This window comes from Streptomyces sp. JK94 (assembly GCF_053613315.1).
On the sequence record NZ_JBSICH010000033.1, the window covers coordinates 120349 to 141301 of the forward strand.

Annotated in this window: 11 protein-coding genes; 2 read left to right on the forward strand and 9 right to left on the reverse strand. The window is 64.0% G+C overall.

The window, feature by feature from the left end:
* Positions 1-33: 33 nt before the first annotated feature.
* Genes dpdD through dpdE form a run of 8 tightly spaced genes read right to left on the reverse strand, consistent with a single transcriptional unit; the run spans position 34 to position 17610 of the window.
* The gene (gene dpdD, locus ACVV2G_RS26025) at positions 34-2055 is read right to left on the reverse strand and encodes a protein DpdD (protein WP_453845191.1); all 2022 of its coding nucleotides are present in this window, start codon (positions 2053-2055) and stop codon (positions 34-36) included.
* On the reverse strand, positions 2052-2573 hold the full coding sequence (gene dpdK / locus ACVV2G_RS26030) for a phospholipase D-like domain-containing protein DpdK (RefSeq protein ID WP_275120966.1): 522 nt from the start codon (positions 2571-2573) through the stop codon (positions 2052-2054). Before dpdK ends, dpdD begins: the two co-directional genes overlap by 4 nt.
* Positions 2570-7075: a protein DpdJ gene (dpdJ, locus tag ACVV2G_RS26035; protein ID WP_453845192.1), complete on the reverse strand. Its 4506-nt coding sequence runs from the start codon at positions 7073-7075 to the stop codon at positions 2570-2572. Before dpdJ ends, dpdK begins: the two co-directional genes overlap by 4 nt.
* Positions 7072-7752: a hypothetical protein gene (locus ACVV2G_RS26040; RefSeq protein ID WP_359568364.1), complete on the reverse strand. Its 681-nt coding sequence runs from the start codon at positions 7750-7752 to the stop codon at positions 7072-7074. Before ACVV2G_RS26040 ends, dpdJ begins: the two co-directional genes overlap by 4 nt.
* 5 nt (positions 7753-7757) lie before the next feature.
* A complete protein-coding gene (gene dpdH, locus ACVV2G_RS26045; RefSeq protein ID WP_453845193.1) occupies positions 7758-10829 on the reverse strand; it encodes a protein DpdH in 3072 nt (1023 codons plus the stop codon).
* Entirely contained in the window at positions 10822-11733 is a 912-nt protein-coding gene (dpdG, locus tag ACVV2G_RS26050) for a protein DpdG (RefSeq protein WP_453845194.1), read from the reverse strand. The genes dpdH and dpdG overlap by 8 nt, the downstream gene beginning before the upstream one ends.
* On the reverse strand, positions 11733-14336 hold the full coding sequence (gene dpdF, locus ACVV2G_RS26055; RefSeq protein ID WP_453845195.1) for a protein DpdF: 2604 nt from the start codon (positions 14334-14336) through the stop codon (positions 11733-11735). The genes dpdG and dpdF overlap by 1 nt, the downstream gene beginning before the upstream one ends.
* Complete coding sequence (gene dpdE / locus ACVV2G_RS26060) at positions 14329-17610, reverse strand: protein DpdE (protein ID WP_453845196.1); 3282 nt, start codon at positions 17608-17610, stop codon at positions 14329-14331. The genes dpdF and dpdE overlap by 8 nt, the downstream gene beginning before the upstream one ends.
* A gap of 554 nt (positions 17611-18164) precedes the next feature.
* Here dpdE and ACVV2G_RS26065 point away from each other — a divergent pair.
* Positions 18165-18686, forward strand: a complete 522-nt coding sequence (locus tag ACVV2G_RS26065; protein WP_453845197.1) for a VUT family protein — start codon at positions 18165-18167, stop codon at positions 18684-18686.
* Positions 18687-19428: 742 nt separating this feature from the next.
* Positions 19429-19935: a hypothetical protein gene (locus ACVV2G_RS26070; protein ID WP_453842056.1), complete on the forward strand. Its 507-nt coding sequence runs from the start codon at positions 19429-19431 to the stop codon at positions 19933-19935.
* On the opposite strand, the gene ACVV2G_RS26075 is transcribed toward ACVV2G_RS26070, so the two are convergent.
* Positions 19877-20683 (reverse strand): IS5 family transposase, encoded by an 807-nt coding sequence (locus ACVV2G_RS26075; protein WP_453842038.1) that lies wholly within the window; start codon positions 20681-20683, stop codon positions 19877-19879. The two genes, ACVV2G_RS26070 and ACVV2G_RS26075, sit on opposite strands and share 59 nt — an antisense overlap.
* Positions 20684-20953: the final 270 nt, after the last annotated feature.

Sequence of the window (20953 nt, forward strand, 5' to 3'; positions counted from 1 at the left end):
GCGGCCGCCCGGTCCTGGGCGGCCGCCGTTCTGTTAGGACTCTGCTGCTGCGAGGCGGAGCGCATCGACCGCAGCGCGGAGGAGTGATGCGGAGCCACTCCCGTTCGCATATCCGACGTGCTTTGTCGTCTTGTTCTGATCAATGAAGCCGGTGGCCGCGTGCTTGGCGCAGCGCGTGGCCAAAATGATCACATTCGCAGTACGGGCCTTCTGCCGCAGCTGCGGCGTGCCTACGTGGTCGTAAGCAGTCAAGACCTTCACAGCGGGAGCGAGCCGCTTCAGTTCCTCCTGGCATCGGGTGAGCACTGCCTCGTCCAGTGAGTAGAGCAGCAGTGTCGCCGAGGGGAACTCGACGGGCGTGCTCTCCTTGCCGTCTTCGCCAGCAGGAGCATCCCAGGAGAAGCTGATGCCTAGGTCTTCAGAGAGCCGGCGCGCGAAGGCAAGGTCTGCCTCAGTGAGGCGGCGGCTGTGTGCAGACAGAGGCCCGAGCAGTTGCGAGCACAGGCTCGTGCGGGCCTCAGGATCAGGGCACGCTGCAAGGAACAAGCGGTCGACGAAGTCCAAGACAACCGAGGCCCGTTCGGGAGCAACCCACCGATCCGTGTCCGAACCAATGTCCCTGAGGATCTCCGCGTACTGCTCGGCACAGGGAGCAGCGCGAAGTGCGATCTCCATCAGCGCCTGCAAGGCCGCCAAGTCGCCAGGGCTGTAGCGGTTGAAAAGCACTGCGTTGCGGATGAATGCGTGGGCGCATTCGGGTGCGGGGTCGTCGTAGCCCACGGCATCGATGAACGAGCCTACTGCGCGCCATAGTTCTCGCGCGGCACCGTCGCTCAACCCGTCCAGGAACTCGGCGAGGGTCCCATCGTGCTCTGCAGGAGTGGGCCACAGGGTCCACTGTTCCTCATCCAGCGCGTCCTTCGCCGCGCTGTCGCCCTCGGCGAGCGCGAAGAACAGGGCTGGCCAGTCGTTGATCGGAGTGGCCGTGTCTGCCGACTCCTCGGGTTGCGCGACTGTGGAGGCATCAAGGTCGTCCGAAGTTTGCGCAATGAGCGCATTGGCCTCGTTCAACACAAGCGTGGGGATCTCGGGTGTTTGGTCAAGGTCCTCAGCAGCCGCCACGAACCGGCGTGCGGCCTCTGCGTTCTTGAGGATCACGCAAGCCAGAAGGAGCACCGTCATGGCCTGCGGTCCATACGACCGCGGGTCGCCTGCGAGCAGCTCGGGGACGGCCCTGCCGTGGGTGATGAGGTTGGACTTGGCCGCCTCCAGATTCCGAGCCGCGAGTGGCTCCTCCAGAGCAACGGTGTACACGGCGTTCAGGATTGCTGCCTTCACCGGCGCAGGAGGATCTTGCCGGGCCACGTCCTGGAGTGCCGGGAACTGCAGCACCTTGGTACTCGCTCCGAGACGGTCAAGTCTCTTGAGCTTGAGATGCGCGAGATTCGTCGCAGTAAGCCCGCCCGCGGCAGCGAGTTGCTCAAGGAGGTCAAGCGACGCAGCTTCGCCGCCGGCCGCGAGAGCCGCGTCGAACTCGGCGATGAGACGTCCGACTGGCTTTACTACGCGCCACAGCCTTGGCGGACGCCTCAGGTAGGTCTGCTGCATCAGTAGCAGAGCATCAGTCAGGCCCTGCCGATACTTGTCGCTCTCCCCGGTTGACAGCCGGAAAGTGGAACGTTCGCCGGCCAGGTCGATGACTGCGCGTTCCACGGGATCGTCCCGGTCGAGGAGGGTTGGACGAAGGCCACCGCGCTCCATGTTGCAGTAAATGTACGTAGGCCCGGCAAATGCCTCAATGAGTTCAGCTGTCTTGCCGGCATCTGCTGGGTCACGTGCGATGGCGTACATCGAGTACGACTGGTTTTCGGCGACCCAACGAGGGAGAACGATGGGCGCGTCGTTATCGCCCAGCGCGATCTTGACGAAGGGCTCGGTGCGCGCTGTCCACGAGTGCTTGGGGTCCATCTTGGGCCACGCGTCGTTGCCCTCGCCGAAGAACCTGTGCAGGAACGCCTGGATACGATCAATGGTCCAGGACGTGGTCTGGTTCATTCTCCGTTCCCCCACCGCTCGGCCAGGTCAATGCGTGCTTGAGCGGCAGCGTCGCTGCCTGCCCGGTAAGTGATCTTTTCGTCGTTCCGGGCCATGCCTCGGATCGTGAAGTTCATCGATCCACTCAGCATCCAGTCATTCCCGCACAGCGTCTTCTCGTGGATATCCGGGTCACGGACGATGTGAAGCTTCCTTCCTGATGCCGCCTTCATCAGGCGGCGTAGAAAGTCCTCGTTGTGGGGATCATCGCGGGTCACGACGTGTACCTGTGCGCCACCATGGGCAATGCGGGCCACGGCGTCTGAGAGTCGGCACCCCACGGGAGGGGTGTCTCCAAAGAGTGCGTCGTAGGCGCCGTGGCTGTTGTCGAGGACCTGGACGTCGGTGATCCATGCGGACACCAACCACAGGTGGTCGCTGGGTGCGATGAACTCCGCAATCAGCGCGGCGGACAGCATGGTGTCAACGCGAATCGCGGTGTGCCGCCCAGTGCGGAGGGTTCGTTCCTGGGATTTCACTGGGCTGCCTCCCTCAATTCGACCCTGACTCGAATCTCGTTCTGGTGGCGGACCACGCCGCAGACTTCTCCGTAGACGCGCAGCACATCCCGGTCGATGGGCGTGACCGGAACCTGCTTCAAGGCTTGAGCCATCAGAGTTGCGTCTCCCGCTGGGCAGACCAGCTCGACAGCCGAGGTCGCGGTCAATTGCTGCCGGTAGGCGTTATCCCAGGTGGGCTTGGTGACGTCGATCACCGGTATACGGTCATCGTGTGCGGCTTGGACCAGCAGACGCTCGAGGACGGGGCCGTCGGCGTATGGCTGGTAGTGCTTCAGGTCTTGAGTGCGGGCCTGGTGGCCACGGGGCCACAGAAGACTGAAGACCTGGTCTGCGGTCAGGGACCGGGCGCCTTCCAACTGGAGCTTGCCGGATCCTACGGCGTATGCGATTACGCGAGCGTCGACCTCGACCCGGAGACGTTGCTCCAACTCCGTCCATGCGTCAACAAGGACGAGAGCGGTGACGTCAGTATCGGGTCCAGACCCCGGGCGCAGAAGCCGCGTGGACAGGGCAGCAACAGCTGCATGCCGAGGCGGGCCGTCGAGCCGTGCCCAGGCCTCGCGAAGGACGTCCAGAGCGTCCTCGGCTTCTTTGGCGGAACTGCCGGCCCGGAGTGTCGCCATTGCCTGGGCAGCTGTTCCGCTGGGTTCGTCGATGACATGCCGGAGGAACCGGGTCAGCGTGGCGTCGACGTACTCGTATTCGCTTGGCGCGAGGCTGCTCGTCACAAGCCCCCAGAATTGCCGGGGATCCTTCGAGTAGAAGTCGACCAACTGCTCGACGATCCCCAACCCACCCACGGACGTTTCGCTGAGCCACACCTCGGTGAGCGAGTCCTCTCCCTCACCGGGAAGTGTGTCAACGATGAGATCGCCGTCCTGTGCGTTCGGGCACGCGCGTTGAGCAGCAGCGAGAATCGCAGCTGCCATCGTGTCGCGGTATGTGCGCCGCGCGAGCGGGCTGGTCTCGGCTGAAATGTCCTCTGCTACCAGCAGCTCTGCTGCCCTGTCCAGAGCTGTGATGACCGTGCCGTTGGCGACAAGCTTGATCAACTCTGACACGAGTCGATCACCGTCGACCTCCTGCTCAGTCACGTCGGAGTCACGGTAGAGCACTTGGAAGATCTTGGAGAGATCGTGAGTCCAGGAACCGTTCTTCAGCAGCGCACGGACGTCAGCGTTCGTGCGGTTCCCGTCGAGTCCGGCCAGAGCGAACGCGGTCAGATAGATCTGGGCCAGGCGCTCCCTCTGGAAGCTGTCGGAGATCTCGGCCAAGGCCGGATCCTCCTGAACCGTGTGCAAGAAGGCCAGAGAGCGCCACTGAGGCGTAGTGAGGTACTCCATGACAGCTGGATCGTCGAGGTTGAGCGGCTTGAGTGCGAAGCGGATGGCATCGACGCCCAAGGCGAATCCGAGTGCGGCCGGTCGTCCCCGGAGTTCGTATCGAACAGTGCGGGCTTGACTGTTCTGCCGTTCCCGGCGGACGTTGCACTCAGCGCCGAACGTCATGCGGCGCACTTGTACAGGGTTGCCGGTCGCGTGGGTCGCAAAGCTGACCGTGTCAATGCGACGTTGCCAGGGGGACGGCTTCGGCACGGTGCCCTCACTGAGGGGCGCGTCGTCCTCCACGACGATCTGGGTGCCCCACTGCGGCTGGCCGTGGGACTGGTCCACGATGTCGGGATCGGGTTGGGAAAGCGCCAGGCTCAAGGGGCGGACGACTTCGAGGTTGGCGCCATCATGTCCATGAGGCTGCCAGGTGCCCTCCAGCCTGCCCTCGGTGACGATTTCCCTCAGGTTGAGCACATTGCCGTCGTCGTCGGGGATGGGGAGCCACGTGCGGTGAGTGTCGTCCAGGTACCCGAAGCGCCGGCTGACCCGTCCCGGCACGGCTTCAGTCAATGCCTTACCGATGGGCATGTGCTCGATGGATCCATCCCCATTATCGAAGGGGAGTTCCAGATCGACCTCAGGAAGGTTCAGCGGCTCGAACAGGGTCCGGGTGATGAACTCGGGGAGCATGGCCTTCTTGCCCATGCCGGGGTCGTTTACAAGAGGTTCCCAACGGGAGCGAAGCCGGCGAAGAGCCGTGGGCACGACGGCCAGGAGGAGGGAACGAGGCTGTTCCCACAACACGGCCTGTGCCTCGTCGACGCTGATCTTCAACGCCTTGACGAGGTGCCGTGCAAACTCGTCCTGGACACGCTCCTCGGTCAGCAGTTGATGCAGGATTTTGATCAGTCCGAGGCGCTCGTTCTCGTACTCGGACAAGATCCTCGGGTCATCCGGGGTCGTCAGGAGCTTCCGCACGTCGCCGCGCCCGACCTGGACACGCATCCTGCGCCCGGCCCAGTCAAGAAGAGACTGGGCTCCCTGGATCTTGAGGACGTACCGGTTCTTGAGCGGCAGGGTCGTAGCAGCGACCTCCGGAGCAAAGAGCGTTTCGTAGCCCTGGTAGGCCAGGCGATCGCGACCGTAGTCCGACAAGGTCACGATGGTCAGCGGCCGAGTCCCGCGCTCTCGGCCGGCGCGGCCGCGGCGCTGGATGAACGAAGCGGCATTCCGTGGTGCCTTGTGTTGAAGGACGAGACCAACCCGGGGATCGTTGAAGCCCACTTCCAACGACGCTGTAGCGATCGTGAGGTTCGCATTGCGGTTAACCCCCGCGTCCTGGGATGAGGTTCGCCCGATGATCAAGGGGTGCATGCGGAGATCGGGGTCGAGTTCATGACCGACCCGCTCGACGAGTTCCCAGTTCTGTCCCTCGAGGTAGCGAGGCCCGGGCTCAGGGCGCGCACGTGACCGCAACCCGGCCAGCACGTCACCCCGGCGATTCGTGCGCCCGCGGTGGTCCTGGTCGCCCTCGGCGTCGCGGAGGTACTTGTAGAAGCGGTTGGTGACGTCCAGGGCATCCGTGAATAGGAACCCGGTCGAGCCGTAGAGGAAGGCGTCGTCACCGTTGTCGAGTACGCGGCCCCAGAGCATCGCAGTCTGGATCGACGTGGACAGGAGACTGGCTCCCGAGACTGGGTCGCCTCGCAGCGCGAGCGCGTACTCGCGGCCTTCCCGCACCATGGTGGCATCTTCGGGTGCAATGGAGTCCACGTCACTCTCGCGCAGGCCGACCAACTGTGCGAAGAACTGGTTCGCGTCGCGCAGTGTGGCGCTGAGGCCCACGAAAGTTACGGGTTTGCCTACTGCGTCCCTCCATCTGCGTAGGAGGTAGGCGACCTGCGCCCCGTGCACTCCCGAGTAGGTGTGCACCTCATCGAGGAGCATCAGGGACGGCACGCTTCCCCCGCGCCAGCCCAGGAGGCTATCGAGGTAGCCGTCGGCGCTGCAGTTGTTCAGCATCTCCGTAGTGGTGAACAACAGGTACGGCGGGTTCTTCTTCAAGGACTCGCGAGTCAGGGCGAGTTGGCCGTCCGGGATTTCGTCCCCGCAGCGTCGGCATATGAGGCGTTCAACGCGTTCAGCGCGGTCCCTATCGGACCAAATCAACTCGCCGTCTTCACACTCAGGGCTGGGACAGGGAAGGAAGGGACACACGGCGCCGTCCCCTACACGTGCCCAACGGCCGGAACCTCGTCCGGGCTGAAGTCGCCAGTCGTCGGCGTGATTCGGGGTGCCCCCGTAGAGTGCGCCGAGACGCAGAGGCATCTTCCCCTGGCTGACGAGCGCGCTCTGAACGCTGCGAGCATTGACGATCGCATCGCGCAACTGATCCCGCAACAACTCAGTTCGCGGATACAGAGCCAGAGTGTGGATCCTGCTCTGGACCCTGTTGGTCGCGTGCTCCGCTATGGCTGCGAAGGCGGGCAGGTAGAAGGACAGCGTCTTGCCGCTACCGGTGCCGGCGCTGACGATGATGCCCTTAGAACGGTTTTGGCCCTGGAGTGAGGAGAAGACGGCTTGCGTTGCCTCCAACTGAAAACGGGCGAGGTTCTTGCCGCCCAGTTGGTCCTGGGCAACGCGGCCTTGGAGATCGCCCCAACCGGGAAGGGTTCGCAACTCCTTGAGTGTTTGGGAGCCTGGAATATCTCGATCAGGGTAACGGCGATAGCGAACGTGTAGGCGGTAGTCAGCAACGAGTCGCTTCCCTTGCCGCCACCACCCGTTGGGGGTGTCGTCTGCCCAGTCTCCGCGAGGGCGGAAGAGTTGACGCAGTCCGGCGGTCAAGCGCAGAGCTTCGGCAAAACGAGTGCGGTAGCGGATTGATCCGTCGCTAGGCCAGGGCACCTTGAAGAGCAGCGCGCGGCCCTGCAGCTCGCGGAGGATCTCGACGGCTGATAGTACTGGCGGATTGTCGCATTCGTCGAGGAACTGCTCGATGCAGTTGAGGACGTCATCCTCTGAGAGTGCACCTTCCGTCATGCCCCACATGAGGAGGGGCAACTCAAGGTCTTCAAGTTGGTTCAGGAGCTCGTTGGCGAACTTCCGGCCTACTATGCTCTGGTTCACGAACCCTTCCTCTTCAGGGTGATGTGGGCGTCCATCCGGCATTCGCGAAGGAGTGCGATCTCTTCGTCTGTGACGTCGCTTAGCGTCAGGCCAGGTTGCTCGCGTAGCCGATTCAGCAGGTCGACGAGTGCTTCCGGCGGGTCTTGAGTGTCTTGAAGGAGTTCCGCTAGGCCGGCGTACGTGGTCGCGAATGTGGTGATGGCTTCTTTAGAAGCCTTGCCCCTGGCGATTCGCTCCAGTTCAAGTTGTCGCTTGGAAGCCTGCTTCTCCGTTTCGAGTTCGACGAGCATCGAGATTCGCGCAAGGGGCAGGTCCGCGAGGAGTTGCTCAGTCCAGGCTGACCAAGCGGATTGATTCTCTTCCGCGAGACGATCGGTTACTGCCTGTGTCTTCTTCTTCGCCGTGTTGAACACCTGGTTGGAGGGGAGTCCGCTGGGTCCCAGACTGCGTTCGAATCCAGCTCTGCCGTCATCGATGCCGGACAAGTCGATGTTGAGTCCCGCGCCGCGGGACTGTAGGGCCTGTGTGACGGCCAGTTGCGAGCGAAGCTGGTTGAGCTGAGAGCGGAGTTCCAGCAACCGGCTTGATACACGAGTGGCCTGCCGCTGTGAATCCTCACCATCCGCGATGCGTGAAGCGTGATCCTCAAGCAGCTTTGCCTTCTCGTACACTGACATCCGAGTCACGGTTGATCAGCCCCTTCGACTGCCAGGGAATGCCATTCGGCAATGAGTTCCTGCACGCCCTCGGCTGCGCTCTTGGCGGCCGAAGAACTCGCCCGCATCTCGGCACCCTTCAGTGCCTCATCAAGCCACTCATCAGCGACACAAAGCAGGTTCCGGATAACTTCGATGGAAGCTCCTCGGTCCTGGGCGGCCGTGCGGATGCACGCAATCAGACGCGACGCCTCAGGGCGATCGTCGTCGAAGCACCGGGCCAGGTCATCTTCCAGAGCGGAGATCGTGGACCACTCCACAGCAGCTGCCTGCTCGAGGAGAGCATCGAGTTCACGCGCTCGTTGGGCGGGCAACGACAGACTGACCTCTCTTGCCCTGTCGACGGCAGTTCTGATGCTGGCCAGGGTGTGGTTCCCCGGGGTGCTGCGGGGTTGCCGCATTCGGATGTCGCTCAGCCACTCCTTGAGCACCGTGACTTGCCCGTCGATCAGCGTGGACCATGACGCGAATGGTTTGACTACGGGCTTCACCCACTCTGGGACGCTGCCCGTTGGCGTTTCCCACGCCCAGGTGGCTGTTGCCTCTTCCAGCAGAGGGATTGCCCGGGCTGCATCGATCATGCCCACGGCTCCTCTGCTGCCCTGCGAGATGCCGATCCCGGTACGAATACGTTTCACCAGGGCACTGCGCGCCGACAGGTGCTGGTTGAGGGCGGCGGTCCACCGGTCCGGCCTTGACATGACGCCGGTACCCTTCCAAGCTTCGCCGTCGTCCACCGCTGCCGCCAGGAGCTCTTCGATGCTCATGCCAGGCCAGCAGCGACCAGCAAGAACGGCTCCCAGAACGGACGCTCGTAGGCCAAGGACAAGGTCGTCGTCCGTGATCTCCAAGTTGCATTGAACTCGGGATGCCAGCGCACCGGCGTGCCGCTCGGCGAGGGTCGCGAGCCTGCGGATGTCCTCACCGCGTACCTGGTCCAACCCGTTCTGCGCACGGATCAAGCTCTGGAAGAACCTGCTGTTCGTGGCACTTCGCTTGAACTGGATCGGCGCGCTATCAGCGCCTGTGATGCCTGCAACCGCAGAGCCTTCGATGCTGACGACGGTGCCGTTATTCGGCCAGCCCTTCTCCTTCACGTTGCTCTGCGCCTGCATGAGCGGCGCGTTCCAGCGGTACCGCTCCGCTACCGCTGTTGCGATGACTGTGCGGATGGCTCGGGCGTGATCCTGCTTGAGATCGTCGCCGCGGGTCACCCACTCCTCGATGTTCTGAAGGCTCCGCTGAACGGACAGGCGATAAGTCTTGTCTTCCGTCTTGGCAGTGCCTGGCGTGACGCTCCGTTGGGGGGAAGGCTCAGCCTCACGTTGTGGCTGCTGCGGAGGGGCTTGGACTCCCGCAGCCAGGGGGTTGAGAGCAAACGCCTCCAACACCGTGGGATCGATTCCGATGCCCTGAGCAGCGGCGTCGCCCCAGAACTCAAGGATCAGCTGTCGCCGTGGGCCGGCCACCCGATCATTGGTATCGATGAACGATCGCACGGCTGTGTCGAGCGTTGTATCGATGTCAGCCGTAGGGAAGCTTTCGGAGAAGGCCGCATCGGGAAACTCTCCGCGCCGCAGTGAACCAGCGTGCTCAATGAGAATTGGCCGCACCACACTCCCGAGCACCGTTCGGGGGACGAATCCCCAGGGTTCATCCTTCGAAGCGGTGGAGTGGACCATGCGAGTCAGGGCTGAGCGGTTGAAGGGGTAGAGCCCGTATCCATCCGCTGATGCTCCAAACGCGTCGTGGCAACGGGGCTGCAGGGGGCAGGTGTCACATGCGTTCGGCGGTTCGGCGCCGCCTACCTGTTCCAGTTGATCCTTGCCGATGCGCGCTGCGTTGAGGTAGCGGCCAACGAATGCAGCGATGGCTTCTTCACCGGTGTCTTCTTCGCTGAACGGAACATCGAGGTCATACGCGTAGCCCAGGTTTGCTTGTACACGGGTGAGCGCGGTCTCTGGCAAGTCACGGAAGTAGCCAGTTGTTACCGCCATAAGGGTCCGGATGGGGGCTAGTCGTGTCGCTCCCTCACGGTGAGCGGCTTCGACAACGGCGTCCAGCAGGTCCTTCTGCACACCCTGAATGAGAGCAAAGTCTTCGATGAGGAGAACAATCTCTTTGCCCTGTCGGTGGTACTCCTCGCGGACAAGGGTCATCGCTTCCAGCAAGCGGCCCATGCCGAGGTTGAAGCTGCGATTGATCGCAGTCTCCAAGTGTTCGTTCAGGAGGTCGATCGCGATCTCCTGGAGTTCGGCCTTGGCGCTGAGAACCTGTACCCACTTCTTGGCCAGCGCCGAAGCCTTGCTGACATCTGTGATGTCTAGCGGGAGATCATCAACTGTGAACTTCGGCGGGCGATCTTTGTCACCCTTGGTGCGGTCTCGTAGGAGGTACGTGGCTAGTTGTGGAACAAACTTCTCGGGCTGGAGCATGAATTCGCTGACGTGCGGATCGTCAAGGAGTGCTCCGAGACCATGAGGGCCGAAGAGTTGCCGCGCCGGCCCCGAGACGCCGCGGCCGGTCTCGGCTACGAGGGTCTCGTTGAGGGAGTGGATCAGCCGCCGAGCCAGCACTGATGCGTCGATGTCAGCGGTAAATTTGTCGATCTCCGCTTTGAGTTGCTTCAGTTCATCACTATCTGCCTTGGCGATCAGGCTTTGCACCACTGCCTTGAGGCTTGTTCTGTGCTTCTCAAGGTAGATGATCTCGCGATCACGGCGCCCGTCGTCGACCAGTTCGAGGTGCTCTCGGACCCATCTGACGAGGTGAGACTTTCCCGACCCGGACTCGCCCACGATGGGCATAAGGAGTGCGCCGCTGTTGGACTCATGATTCAAGAAGTCGTGAAGAACCGTCCGCTCGTCGACCGGCTGACCCTCAAGCACGAGTTGCCGGCCGTCGAGCCGCGCTCGCTGGATCCGCAACGGCGCATGAGTGGCCCGAAACACGGCCGCAGATGGCGAGATGGCTTCAACGCTAACGGTATTGGCGGCCGTTGCGGGATCCCAGCAGACCTTTCCGTGGAAGTCAGGCACTGGGGGCCTCCTGGATCGTGATGTCGCTTACGTAGCGAGGACTCGAGGGCTGCTCTGGATCGCTCACCTGCAGCACCAATGCGGCATCGGAATCGAGTTCTAGGCGCAGCCAGCCCTCGTCGTTACCGCGGAGCAGCGCAAAGGAGAGAGCAGGGCCCGCTACACGGTCACCGGGGTTGGGGAGGTGGAGAGCCAGGGAGTATTGGCCGCTGGAGAGTACCGGCAAGTGCTCGCGGACGCTTCGGACGGCTGTTACGGCATTCACCTGGCGGCCCGGCTCCCATAGGCACTGCATGACGTATCTGACCGCTGCGGTGCAGTCGGGTACCAATCGACTGCCACCTCCGCCGGCAAGGAGTGGTCGTGCTGCGAGCCCTAGCGCGGGGGCCCAGTCGCAGAACTGTCGCCATCGCTCGGCGTTCACGACAGCCGGTCCCGCCTCGGGTCTGAGAGGGGTCTCCTTCATGAGACCCTGCGCCTGGTCCCAGTCCACAGCAGGGCCCATGGGATCTAGCGTGAGGAACCATGCCAGGGCACGCGTGAGGTCTCGGGATTCCCTCTGTTCATCGTTGTCCCCCAAGCCGCTGTTGCGCTCAGGTGCAAAGACGGCGCTGCGCAGCGCAGCCGCGAATGCGTCCCAGTCTTGGCCGTCGAGATGCTCAGCGGGTCCCATGAGCGTCAGCTCACCGGTGGATTCGGCGACGTGGAGCAGCCCGAGCTCCCGCAGCGTCTTGACGGCTTTGTTGAACATCTCCGACGCGTCTTTGTCACCGGATGCGAGGGTCGGTGGACTCAGCAGAGCGCGGGCGCCGTTGAGTGGTACCGGCTTCTTCGAATGGGCCAGTAGACGGACGACTGCCCACATGGGGTCGGGGCGCGAGGCGTCCACGTTGATCAGGGCCATCAGAACGACTCCAACGCGGTCTGTACGGAGAAACTTTGAGCATGAAGAGCACCGAAGGCCAGGCCTGGGCGACTCGGATCCGGCGTACTTCGCGCGTGGATCAAGTAGGTCACATCTGGTGAGTCAAGCCGCGACCTGAGCACCCGGTCCATCGGTGACAGATCATCGTCCAGAACCCAGACGATGGGGCCTTCGTAGAAGCGGAGCAGATCCGCGTCGGTGTCGCAGATGATCGGCCGCGGTGCCACATCCTCCTGAAGAGCTTCGGCTAGAGATGGGGTGATCCCTGGCCCACCAATCACATTCATGCCACGAAGGGCCAACATCTCCAGCAGCCGAGGCACCTTGACCTGACGGTCCGTCTCGGTCCCCCACCACAAACTGAGGCAGGACGCGGTGCCACGCATGCTTCGGAGTGGATCGCGGCTGGTCCGCCTAGGGGCTGGAACCAGTGGATGAGGGTCTCCGGCCAGCTTGTAGAAGCCGTTCTCCTGCGGAAGGCCTGTCGTTCTGCAACTGGGGCAGCCTCGGCAATTCACCCCCGTCAGCAGTGGGGCGCCACCTTGCTGAACCCGGTAGTAAGTGCGGAGAACCTCGCCTGTGCATCGATCACCGCATAGCAGGGTGCGGAGATCGGATAGGGCCTGTCGCTGCGCGGTGATTGAGCGCCGGCGCTCCGCTTCGAACCGAGTCCGGAAGTGCTCCTCGTCGTTGGTCTGAGTGTCTTCGAGCGTGACGTCCACATGTGTGGATGCCACCTCGTAGAACCGGTCGAGGCGTTCCTGGAAGGCTGCGCGTGGTTCGTCGCCGTGTCGCTGGGGCGGCTCAGGAACGTGGAGACCGATGAGCCCGGCGCGCAACATGAGGTTCAAGGTGCGGATGTTCCAGTCGCGGTTTGCCTCCGAGGTGTCGTGGACGTTGTCCGGGATGGAGTCAAGGTTGACGAGGTAGTGACGCTGACGTGGGTATGTCTTGTCCCTGAGCGTCCACATCCACCGCCACCTCGACCACGCTTTGTCTGCACCGATGATTGCTTGCCGATTGATGCCCTCGGCAACGGGCTCATCCCGGGGGGCGGACGCCAGGTAGGCCACGGACGGACGTCCGTCCCGGCCTGTGCGCCCTACCTCCTGGTAGTAGCGGTCGACGGTTTCGGGCAGGCAGGCGTGCACCACACTGCGGACGTCGGGTAGGTCTACACCCAGGCCGAAGGCTGAAGTTCCTACGACGATGTCGTACCGGGTGGGGATAGGGCCGGAAGCGGAACGGCCGCTCCAGCCTTCCACTGCGCTTCGGCGTTCGTCGGGGCTGGAATAGCCTGCGACGTCAGCTACTCGTGCGAAGCCGGCTGTGCGTAGGCGGTCGAGCCACGCCTTGGCGTCTTTCCGCTCTGTCACGTACAGAGCTAGTGGTTTCGGTAGACGGTCGATGGCGCGAAGGAGCGCCTCGGTGCGCTGCTCCTCGTCGGTGAAGGCATCGATGTAGTAGCTGGGTTCATGGCGCACCTGGGCGCCCCAAACGATCTCGGCTGGCTTGGGGTCTGCGAAGAGTTTCTCGAGCGTGGTTACCTGCTGCTCGGTGAGTGTGGCGCTCATGCAGACCGTCACGGGTGCGCGTCCGGGTGGTGCTGCGCTCAGCCAGGTCCGACGGTGGACGGACATGGTTTGGAACTCAGGTCGAAAGCCTTCGCCCCATTGCTCGACGAGGTGGGCCTCGTCAATGACGAAGTAATGAAGGTGACCTGCCTCGGCAGCATCTTCCAGCGCAGACTTAAGTCCAGAAACGAGTGATTCAGGGTTCGTGAAGACTAGCCGCTGTTTACCTGTTCGGATATCTTCTCGTATTTGTTGCTTGAGGTTCTCGTCGAGGCCGCCGATGTAAGCGTAGCGGCCGGAGGGACTTCGTCGCCCGCAGCTGTTCAGCAACTCCTGGGCACGACGTTCCATGTCCAACGCGAGCACGACAGTCGGCACTACGACCAAGGTGACGCCGATACGGTTACTTGCGAGCAGAGCCGGAGCCTGTACGAGGGCGGTCTTGCCGTGGCCAGTGGGCAAACAAGCGATGACAGTGCTGCCAGGCTCTGCGAGTGCCACAGCGCGCGCAGCTTGCCGCTGCCCGATTGACTTGTACTGGGCGTAACGGCTGCCGAGAGCACGGATCCAGAAGGGGTCAGCTGGACATGGCTCCAACTCAAGCTGTGGTTGGAGGCTTTCCCCGAGGTGGACCTGCTCCAAGTCGTACGTGGCTGCTTCGTCAGCTTTCTGATCTTCCCCGCCAGGATGCCACGGCCGGGCTGTGACCAAGACGCGACGGCTGTCCGGGAGCGCATGGCAGTGCATCTGTTCCCACTGTTCTCGCGTGGGCAGCGGTGCGCCAGGTGGAATTGAGAGACCATAGGTGTTTCCGCTGGCCTGAGCTTCCAGAAGAATCTGCCGTGTCAATGCTGCCACGTCACGCCACGAGGCCGTCTGTTCAGCGAGGCCGTCGAGGGCATCCTTGAGCCGTCGCAATGTGCCGCTGTACTCCGGCTCCTCCGGCGTCGGGACAATGAACGGCCAGGTGTCAAAGAGTTGCTGTGCACCAATCCAACTGTCACGCACTTACCTGTGCCCCCTTTCTCCCAGCGCGGAGAACGCAGGTTGCAGACATGAGCCGTACGCTGGGCTGCATGAGGCCGTCGATGAGCAGACCGGCGGTCTTCACGTCTGTCAGTTGGCTTTCGTCCTCACGCAGGAGGCGACCGGCAGCCCTGCGGGCCTCTGCCTGCGCCCGAGTCACGGTGAGTCGCCGGCGACCGCGTTCCTGGGCCTCGGCGCAGAGTGCCTTCAGGTCAGTGACGCGGAAGAGTTCGTCGCGTGCGACCTTCTCGGCGTTCTCAGCAGCATGGCGGAACTCCGACCAGCCACCGAAGACGTCGATGAGGACACGAATCCGCTGGCCACTCAGGTTTTGGCACTCTTTGTCGTAGGACTTGTTCAGCCATTCGAGCGCCGAGGCCAGCGTCAGCGCCTCGGCGCTTCCAGCCCGCACCCACACTCTGCGCGTGAACGGCGGAAGGAGGAGATCGGCCTGGCGCTGCAACGCCCGTTTCACCTCTTCCCGGTTGGCCATCACCTCTGCCGCCACGGAAACGTCGGCCTCAACCAGGAAGTCGAAGCCGAAGTAGGGCTCCGGGTCACCCATGTGGCCGGGGTCCACGCGCTGGTAGGCAGTGGCCTGGCCACGTTCGTCGATGTCGCTCAACGCGGCGAGCGCGTCGATGAAGGGGTTGCCTATGCGGAACAACCTTGTGCCAGGATCACGCAGGGCTCTGGACCGGTTGAACGTCCCCTGGGCCATGGCAGGATCCAGCGCCGCGGTCTGCGCCACGTAGAGCCGCGGCGGCACCTGCGGCCGTGACCCTGCGAGGTCGAAGACGCTCTTGCCGGCTGTGCGCTCGTAGTGGCGGATGTTGATACCACCAGATCCTGCGCTTGTGTACCGGAAGACGCCGCGCTGGATCTCCCTCCACTCCAGTTCTAGCCCTCTGAGGTTCTTGACCATGCTGTCTCGGCCATCGACATCAAGGTAGATGGCTTCGAGCATGTCCATCTTCTCGATCTGTTGGCGCGCTTCGCGGAGCTGGTCTTGAACTCGTTGCTGAGAGGACGCGAGCCCGGACGGGCCATCTCGGAGGGCGTCGCTCCAGACAGCGTCGCGGCCTTCTGCGATGGCGTCCTGCAGTGTCGACACGGACCTCGAGAAGACGTCGTAGCCGTCACGCAACAGGTTCAGCCACGCCGTACCAAGGGCTTCATCCTCGGCGCTTGCGCTGACCACGTACTGGCTGGCTTCATCGAGATGGCTGACGGACTCGCCACTGGGATAACGGTCAACCCGCCCGATCCGTTGTTCGAGCTGGTTGGGGTTCCACGGCAGACGCATGTGAACGACGGCACTCGCGACCTGAAGATTCAGCCCATCCTCGGCGGTGTGGTCGGCGACAAGGACGGACGTGCCCGGCGCCGTACGCCACTTCGTGACCGCATCCTCGGAAGCCACCGCTCCGGCTTGTGCGGTGTGCTCCACAACACAGGCTGTACGAGACAACCGCCGTAGGCGCGCTGCAAGTTGGTGCGCCAGCAGTCCCGGGCCGCAGAAGACAACGATGCGACCACCGCGATTCAGAATTGGGACGAGGGCGTTGACCGTCGCCTTGAGCGGCTGGTTGCCCTCTGCTTCGCCGAGGTGCCTCTCTAGCTCGTCGAGTGCTTCCACCTCTGCAGGGATGAGAGTGGGCGCGGCGAGCATGGTCTGCTCCTGGGCACTAAGACCGGCTCGTTGCGCCGCCTCGGCATCTCTGCGGACCCGCCAGCGCAGGGCGTCGACGAAGTCGTCGAAAGGCCCACCAGTCCTGGACGTGAGTACACCGAGGATGCGGGCGTACGCGGTGGTCTGATCTTCAAGCCCGGCATCGAGCAAGGAACTCGAGACGCCAATCCGCCACTCCGTAAGGGCGGCTTCGACCGCGTCGAAGGTGGACGGCAGGGTGATGACGTCCGAGAGCTTCCGCCCGCGGACAGCGTAGGGTTCGCCTTCTTCGGAATCGTCTTCGGGCCTCTCCACCTGGTCGCGCCGGTGTCGGATCACCCGGCGGTGGAGACGGTACGTCTCGCTGATGTGGCCCCGCAACTCCTCTACGCGCAGGGAGAGCTCATCGGGTTCTACTTCATCGCGGAGGTCATCGTCCTCAGTGAGACATTCGACGATCCGCTTTGCAAGGTGCTCAAATCGGGGGTCATCGGGAAGGATCCGCCGGATGTCGTCGAGCGTGGACCTCAGCAGAAAGGTGAATGTGGCATCCAAGGCGTAGACGCTGTCGGCCAACTCGGCTCGTAGGGCATAACGGTGCTCGAAAGCTTCGCGGTCGTCCCAGCTGTAGAGGTCGCGGTCTAGCAGGTGCAACAGGCCGAGGTGAGTGGTGTAGTGCGAAGTCACGGGGGTCGCGGACAGGAGCAGAAGCCTTGGTGCGGAGTGCGCCAGGGCGGCTAGTTCCCGGTAGGGCGAGAGGCCCTCGTCGGCGTTCTGTACCAGTGCATGGGCTTCGTCCACGACGACAAGTGCACTGTCGTGGTACGCGGACCACTTCTCCGGCGTCTCGTGAGACGTGATCACAATTCGGGCCGATGGAAAGTCGTCGACGAAGAACTTGTTGCGGAGCTCCTTGTCCCACTGGCGCCGCAGTGGCTCGGGGGCAACGACCGTTATTCGTGCCTGCGGATCGTCCAGGAGAGTCTGCCGGATGACGAAACCAGCCTCGATGGTCTTCCCGAGGCCTACTTCGTCTGCGATGAGGTATCGCTGCACTGGATCAGTGAGCACCGTCATTGCCGCGCGGATCTGATGTGGGAAGACCTCGGCAGCCGAGGACAGCAGCGCAGCTATGTTCGCGCAGGCAGCTCGTTGGGCAACGAGGTCACGCAGGAAGGGAAGCCGAGCGTCGCGGAAGAACCCCGACTCGCTACCACCACTCGTGAGGACTTGGAGGGGATCACGAACGGGGCGGTCCCAGCGCACTCGGAGATCGCACTCGTTCGCGCTCTCGTTCCACTTCTTGTTGGGGACCTGGATGAAGTATTCCGGGAGACGCTCCCCCGTGACCCGGCCCGCGAGCCAATCTCCGGTGCTCGGTTCACGCCAGTAGACCCGCGTTTCGGCTTCGAGCTTGGCACGCCAGCAGCTCCTCGCCGGCACACGCTGAGAGTGGACGACCTCCTCGGCTACTGATTCGAAGAAGTCGACGCGCAGCATCTCGCCGTCGATGGCGCCAACCCGGCCGATGCCCGGAGCCCCCGTGAACTCGACGAGGTGTCCAACCGCGAAGCCCGAAGACATCCGTCTGCTCGCCCCCCACCTGCTGATTTAACAACTGGCACGAGCTTAAGCGCATCCACTGACAACGCAGTCGACGGAGTAGATCGGAAATTCGCATGCATTTTCGATACTGGAGAGTAGGTGCCCCTGCGGCGTCTCCCTACGGTCGCCGCATACTCGTCTAATGGGGACTAAGTGGATCTATCGGGTTGGTTCGCTAAGTGCATCGCGCCGCAGATTACGGCTGAAACAACGTCTTGCTCAGAGGTGACACCGCCATCGCAGCGAGCCGTGCACAGCAACGACGCTCGCGCGACCGCTGGGGAACGACCTCCGCCTGACCTGCGAGTGCATGCCCGAGGCGCGCTCCCAGGTGCGCCCGCATGTAGCCGACTCATGCCGCCCTGGTCTGCATATGCTGCCGGCAGTGCACTCATTCCCAGACAGACTCTCCAAGGCCAGGAGCCGTGCCGATGTCAGTGGCCTGGGTTGTACTGTCTGGGCGTTCGCCTCGCTGTCCGTCCACGGCGTGGTATCGGCGCAAACCACCACATCACTGAAACAGAAAGAAGACCGTGAACGTCCCCGCCCCTGCCGGTATCGCGACCCTCGTCGCCTACGTCGCCACCATCCCTGCCGCCAACCTTGCCGTCACCCACTTCGGAGCTGTCTCCGTCGGCTTCGGCTACGCCGCCCCTGCCGGCGTCTACATGGTGGGTCTCGCCTTGGTACTTCGGGACCTCGCCCGTGAGTCCGCCGGCCGTGGTGCTGTTCTCGCGGCCATAGCCGTCGGCACCATCCTGTCGTACTTCCTTGCTGACCCGGCGCTGGCTGGCGCCTCAGCTGCCGCCTTCGCGGTGGCCGAGACAATGGACTTCGTCGTCTACGAGCCTCTCCGGAAGCGCGGCCTGCTGATCGCGATGCTCGCCTCGAACGCCGTCGGCCTGCTCGCAGACAGCCTCCTCTTCCTCAAGTTGGCCTTCGGTTCCTTCGAGTACCTGCCCGGCCAGATTCTCGGCAAGGCGTGGATGACCTTCGCTGCAATCGCCGTGCTGGCCCTCCTTCGACGCCGCAAGCAGGCGAGCGCGAACGCCTGATCACCCTCAGCACCGTTGGTGACGTCATCGGGGGTGCCGGTGTGGGCTTCGCGTGGCACTGACCTGTGCATGCGCAGTACCGGTACAACTCCCCGTGAATGTCTGGCCATTGACGCGAGGGCACGAGTCGCAGGGTCAACTTGCCTCGCTCCTGGCGCCTCCGATACGGTCGCGTCATCAATGAGGGCCCCACCATGCCTAGGTCTGGTGGGGCCCTTTTGTGTCCTCTCGAACCCGGGGGGACCGAATGTCGCGTGCCACCGTCTTCTTCAGGTTTGGCGGCCAGGGAGACGGCGGCCGTGCTCATGCGAAAGGACAACTGGTGAGTACACACCATGGCACAGGCTCCAGCCAGCAGCCACCCGGGCATGGCCCCGCGGATGACGTCTGGGGCCCGGAGGCGCCGTCGTCGACGTCCGCCCATGTACGGCGCGCAAACGTACAACTGCTGGTCGGCGGCCGCACCGTCTTCGCGGTGTACATCTCGCCCGCGATTGTGGCCGGTGCAGCAGTTGCGTCCCTGGTGCTCGGGGCGGCGAGCTGGGGCCACTGGCCATGGCCGTAGAACCGTGAGGCAGGCCGCGGGAGCACCTGCTCCCGCGGCCTTCGGGCGGCCATTTAGAGACCGTTCTCTTTCCGAACCTCGTGTGACGTCTTCGCTGGTCAGGCATGAAGTAGCAGCTGCTGCGGGAGCCTGGGCTTGTTGCCGGGCGAGATGTCGTGGAGGTAGCGGATGCCGTCGATGCGGGCGGTTCTGGAGACGCGGCAGAAGGCCGCAGCCGCGCAGGTGAAGGACCTCGAAGCCGAGCTGGAACGGGTGCGGGCGGCTCTGGCGGAGGCGGAGGAGGTGCACCGGCGCCGGGTGATCGGTCTGGAGCAGTATCTGGAAGCGTTGGCCGAGGAGAACGCACCCGCCGACGGGGCCGGCGAGGTGCCGCGGAGGAAGGCGGTCGGGCCTCGCCGGGCGGTGCCGCACCGGCGACACGCGAGTGGGGTGGCGGAGTTGTCGCCGGACTACCAGGCGTTGATGGCCGCCGCGGTCGATGCGGGAGGCGACGGGCTGGGTGCCCGGCGGGCGGCGGTGGTGCTGGGCTGGGACAGCGCGTCCGCCTCCCGCGTCGAAGGGGCGAGGGCCCGGCTGAAACGGCTGGTGGAACGGGGCTGGCTGGTCGAAGCGAAACCGGGCAGGTTCATGCCGCCCGCGCCGCAACAGGCTCCTGACACCGGGCGGCCAGGCGGCGGCTCATGAGCATGGTCATCGACCACAGGATGACCGCTTCGCTGGTGTCGGTGCGCCGCTCGTAGTCCCGGACCAGGCGCCGACTGCGCAGGCACCAGGCGAGAGACCGTTCCACGACCCAGCGGCGGGGCAGGACCTGGAAGCCGCGGATGTCGTCGCTGCGGCGGACGATGTCCAGGACGACGCCGAGCTGCGTTGCGCTCCAGTCGACGAGGTGGCCGGTGTAGCCGCCGTCGGCCCACACCCGTGCCAGCCGCCCGAAGCGGCCCCGGGCCGCGGGCAGCAGGAGGCGGGCGGCGTCCCGGTCGGTGGTCGACGCCGGGGTGACCAGCACTGCCAGCAGCAGACCGAGCGTGTCGGTGAGCAGGTGCCGCTTGCGTCCATTGATCTTCTTGCCCGCGTCGTAGCCCCGCGAGGTGAGGGCGACGGTGGCGTCCGCCTTCACCGACTGCGAGTCGATGACCGCCGCACTCGGCTCCCGGTCGCGTCCCTCGGCATCACGGACCGCCTCGCGCAGCCGGTCATGCAGCTCGGCCACGAGTCCCGCGTCCCGCCAGCGGGCGAAGAAGGCATACACCCGCGGCCAGGGCGGGAAGTCCGACGGCATCGCCCGCCACTTGATGCCGTTGTCGACGAGGTAGCGCACCGCGTCGATCATCTGCCGGTGGCAGTAACCCTCCGGCCGCCCGCCCCGGCCGGCCAGCCATCCCGGAACCGGCAGCAGATCCCGCACTGCTGCCCACTCGGCATCGCTCATGTCCGAGCCGTACCGGGGCCGGCGCCCCGGGCGGTCGGCCGCATTCCCGAACCTGTGGGCGAGACAGTCACACCCAGGAGTGGACGGACTGGACCCGGCCACTGCGACCACGCGACACTTCGACAACAGGGCCTCTTGCTCCTCGCTGGACTCGACATCCGCGAGCTACCAAGAGGCCCTTCCTTCATGTCCGAACACCCGACAACTCACCCGATCCAGCACCCTGTTCGAGCCCCGGCCGAGCACCCGCACGGATAGAGAACAGCCAGT

Excerpts from the sequence above, each read along its gene's own strand:
- dpdG (WP_453845194.1), bottom strand. The coding sequence starts at position 11,733 with ATGGCCCTGATCAACGTGGACGCCTCGCGCCCCGACCCCATGTGGGCA.
- ACVV2G_RS26075 (WP_453842038.1), bottom strand. The coding sequence starts at position 20,683 with ATGAGCGATGCCGAGTGGGCAGCAGTGCGGGATCTGCTGCCGGTTCCG.
- ACVV2G_RS26070 (WP_453842056.1), top strand. The coding sequence starts at position 19,429 with ATGCGGGCGGTTCTGGAGACGCGGCAGAAGGCCGCAGCCGCGCAGGTG.
- dpdD (WP_453845191.1), bottom strand. The coding sequence starts at position 2,055 with ATGAACCAGACCACGTCCTGGACCATTGATCGTATCCAGGCGTTCCTG.
- ACVV2G_RS26040 (WP_359568364.1), bottom strand. The coding sequence starts at position 7,752 with ATGTCAGTGTACGAGAAGGCAAAGCTGCTTGAGGATCACGCTTCACGC.
- dpdE (WP_453845196.1), bottom strand. The coding sequence starts at position 17,610 with ATGTCTTCGGGCTTCGCGGTTGGACACCTCGTCGAGTTCACGGGGGCT.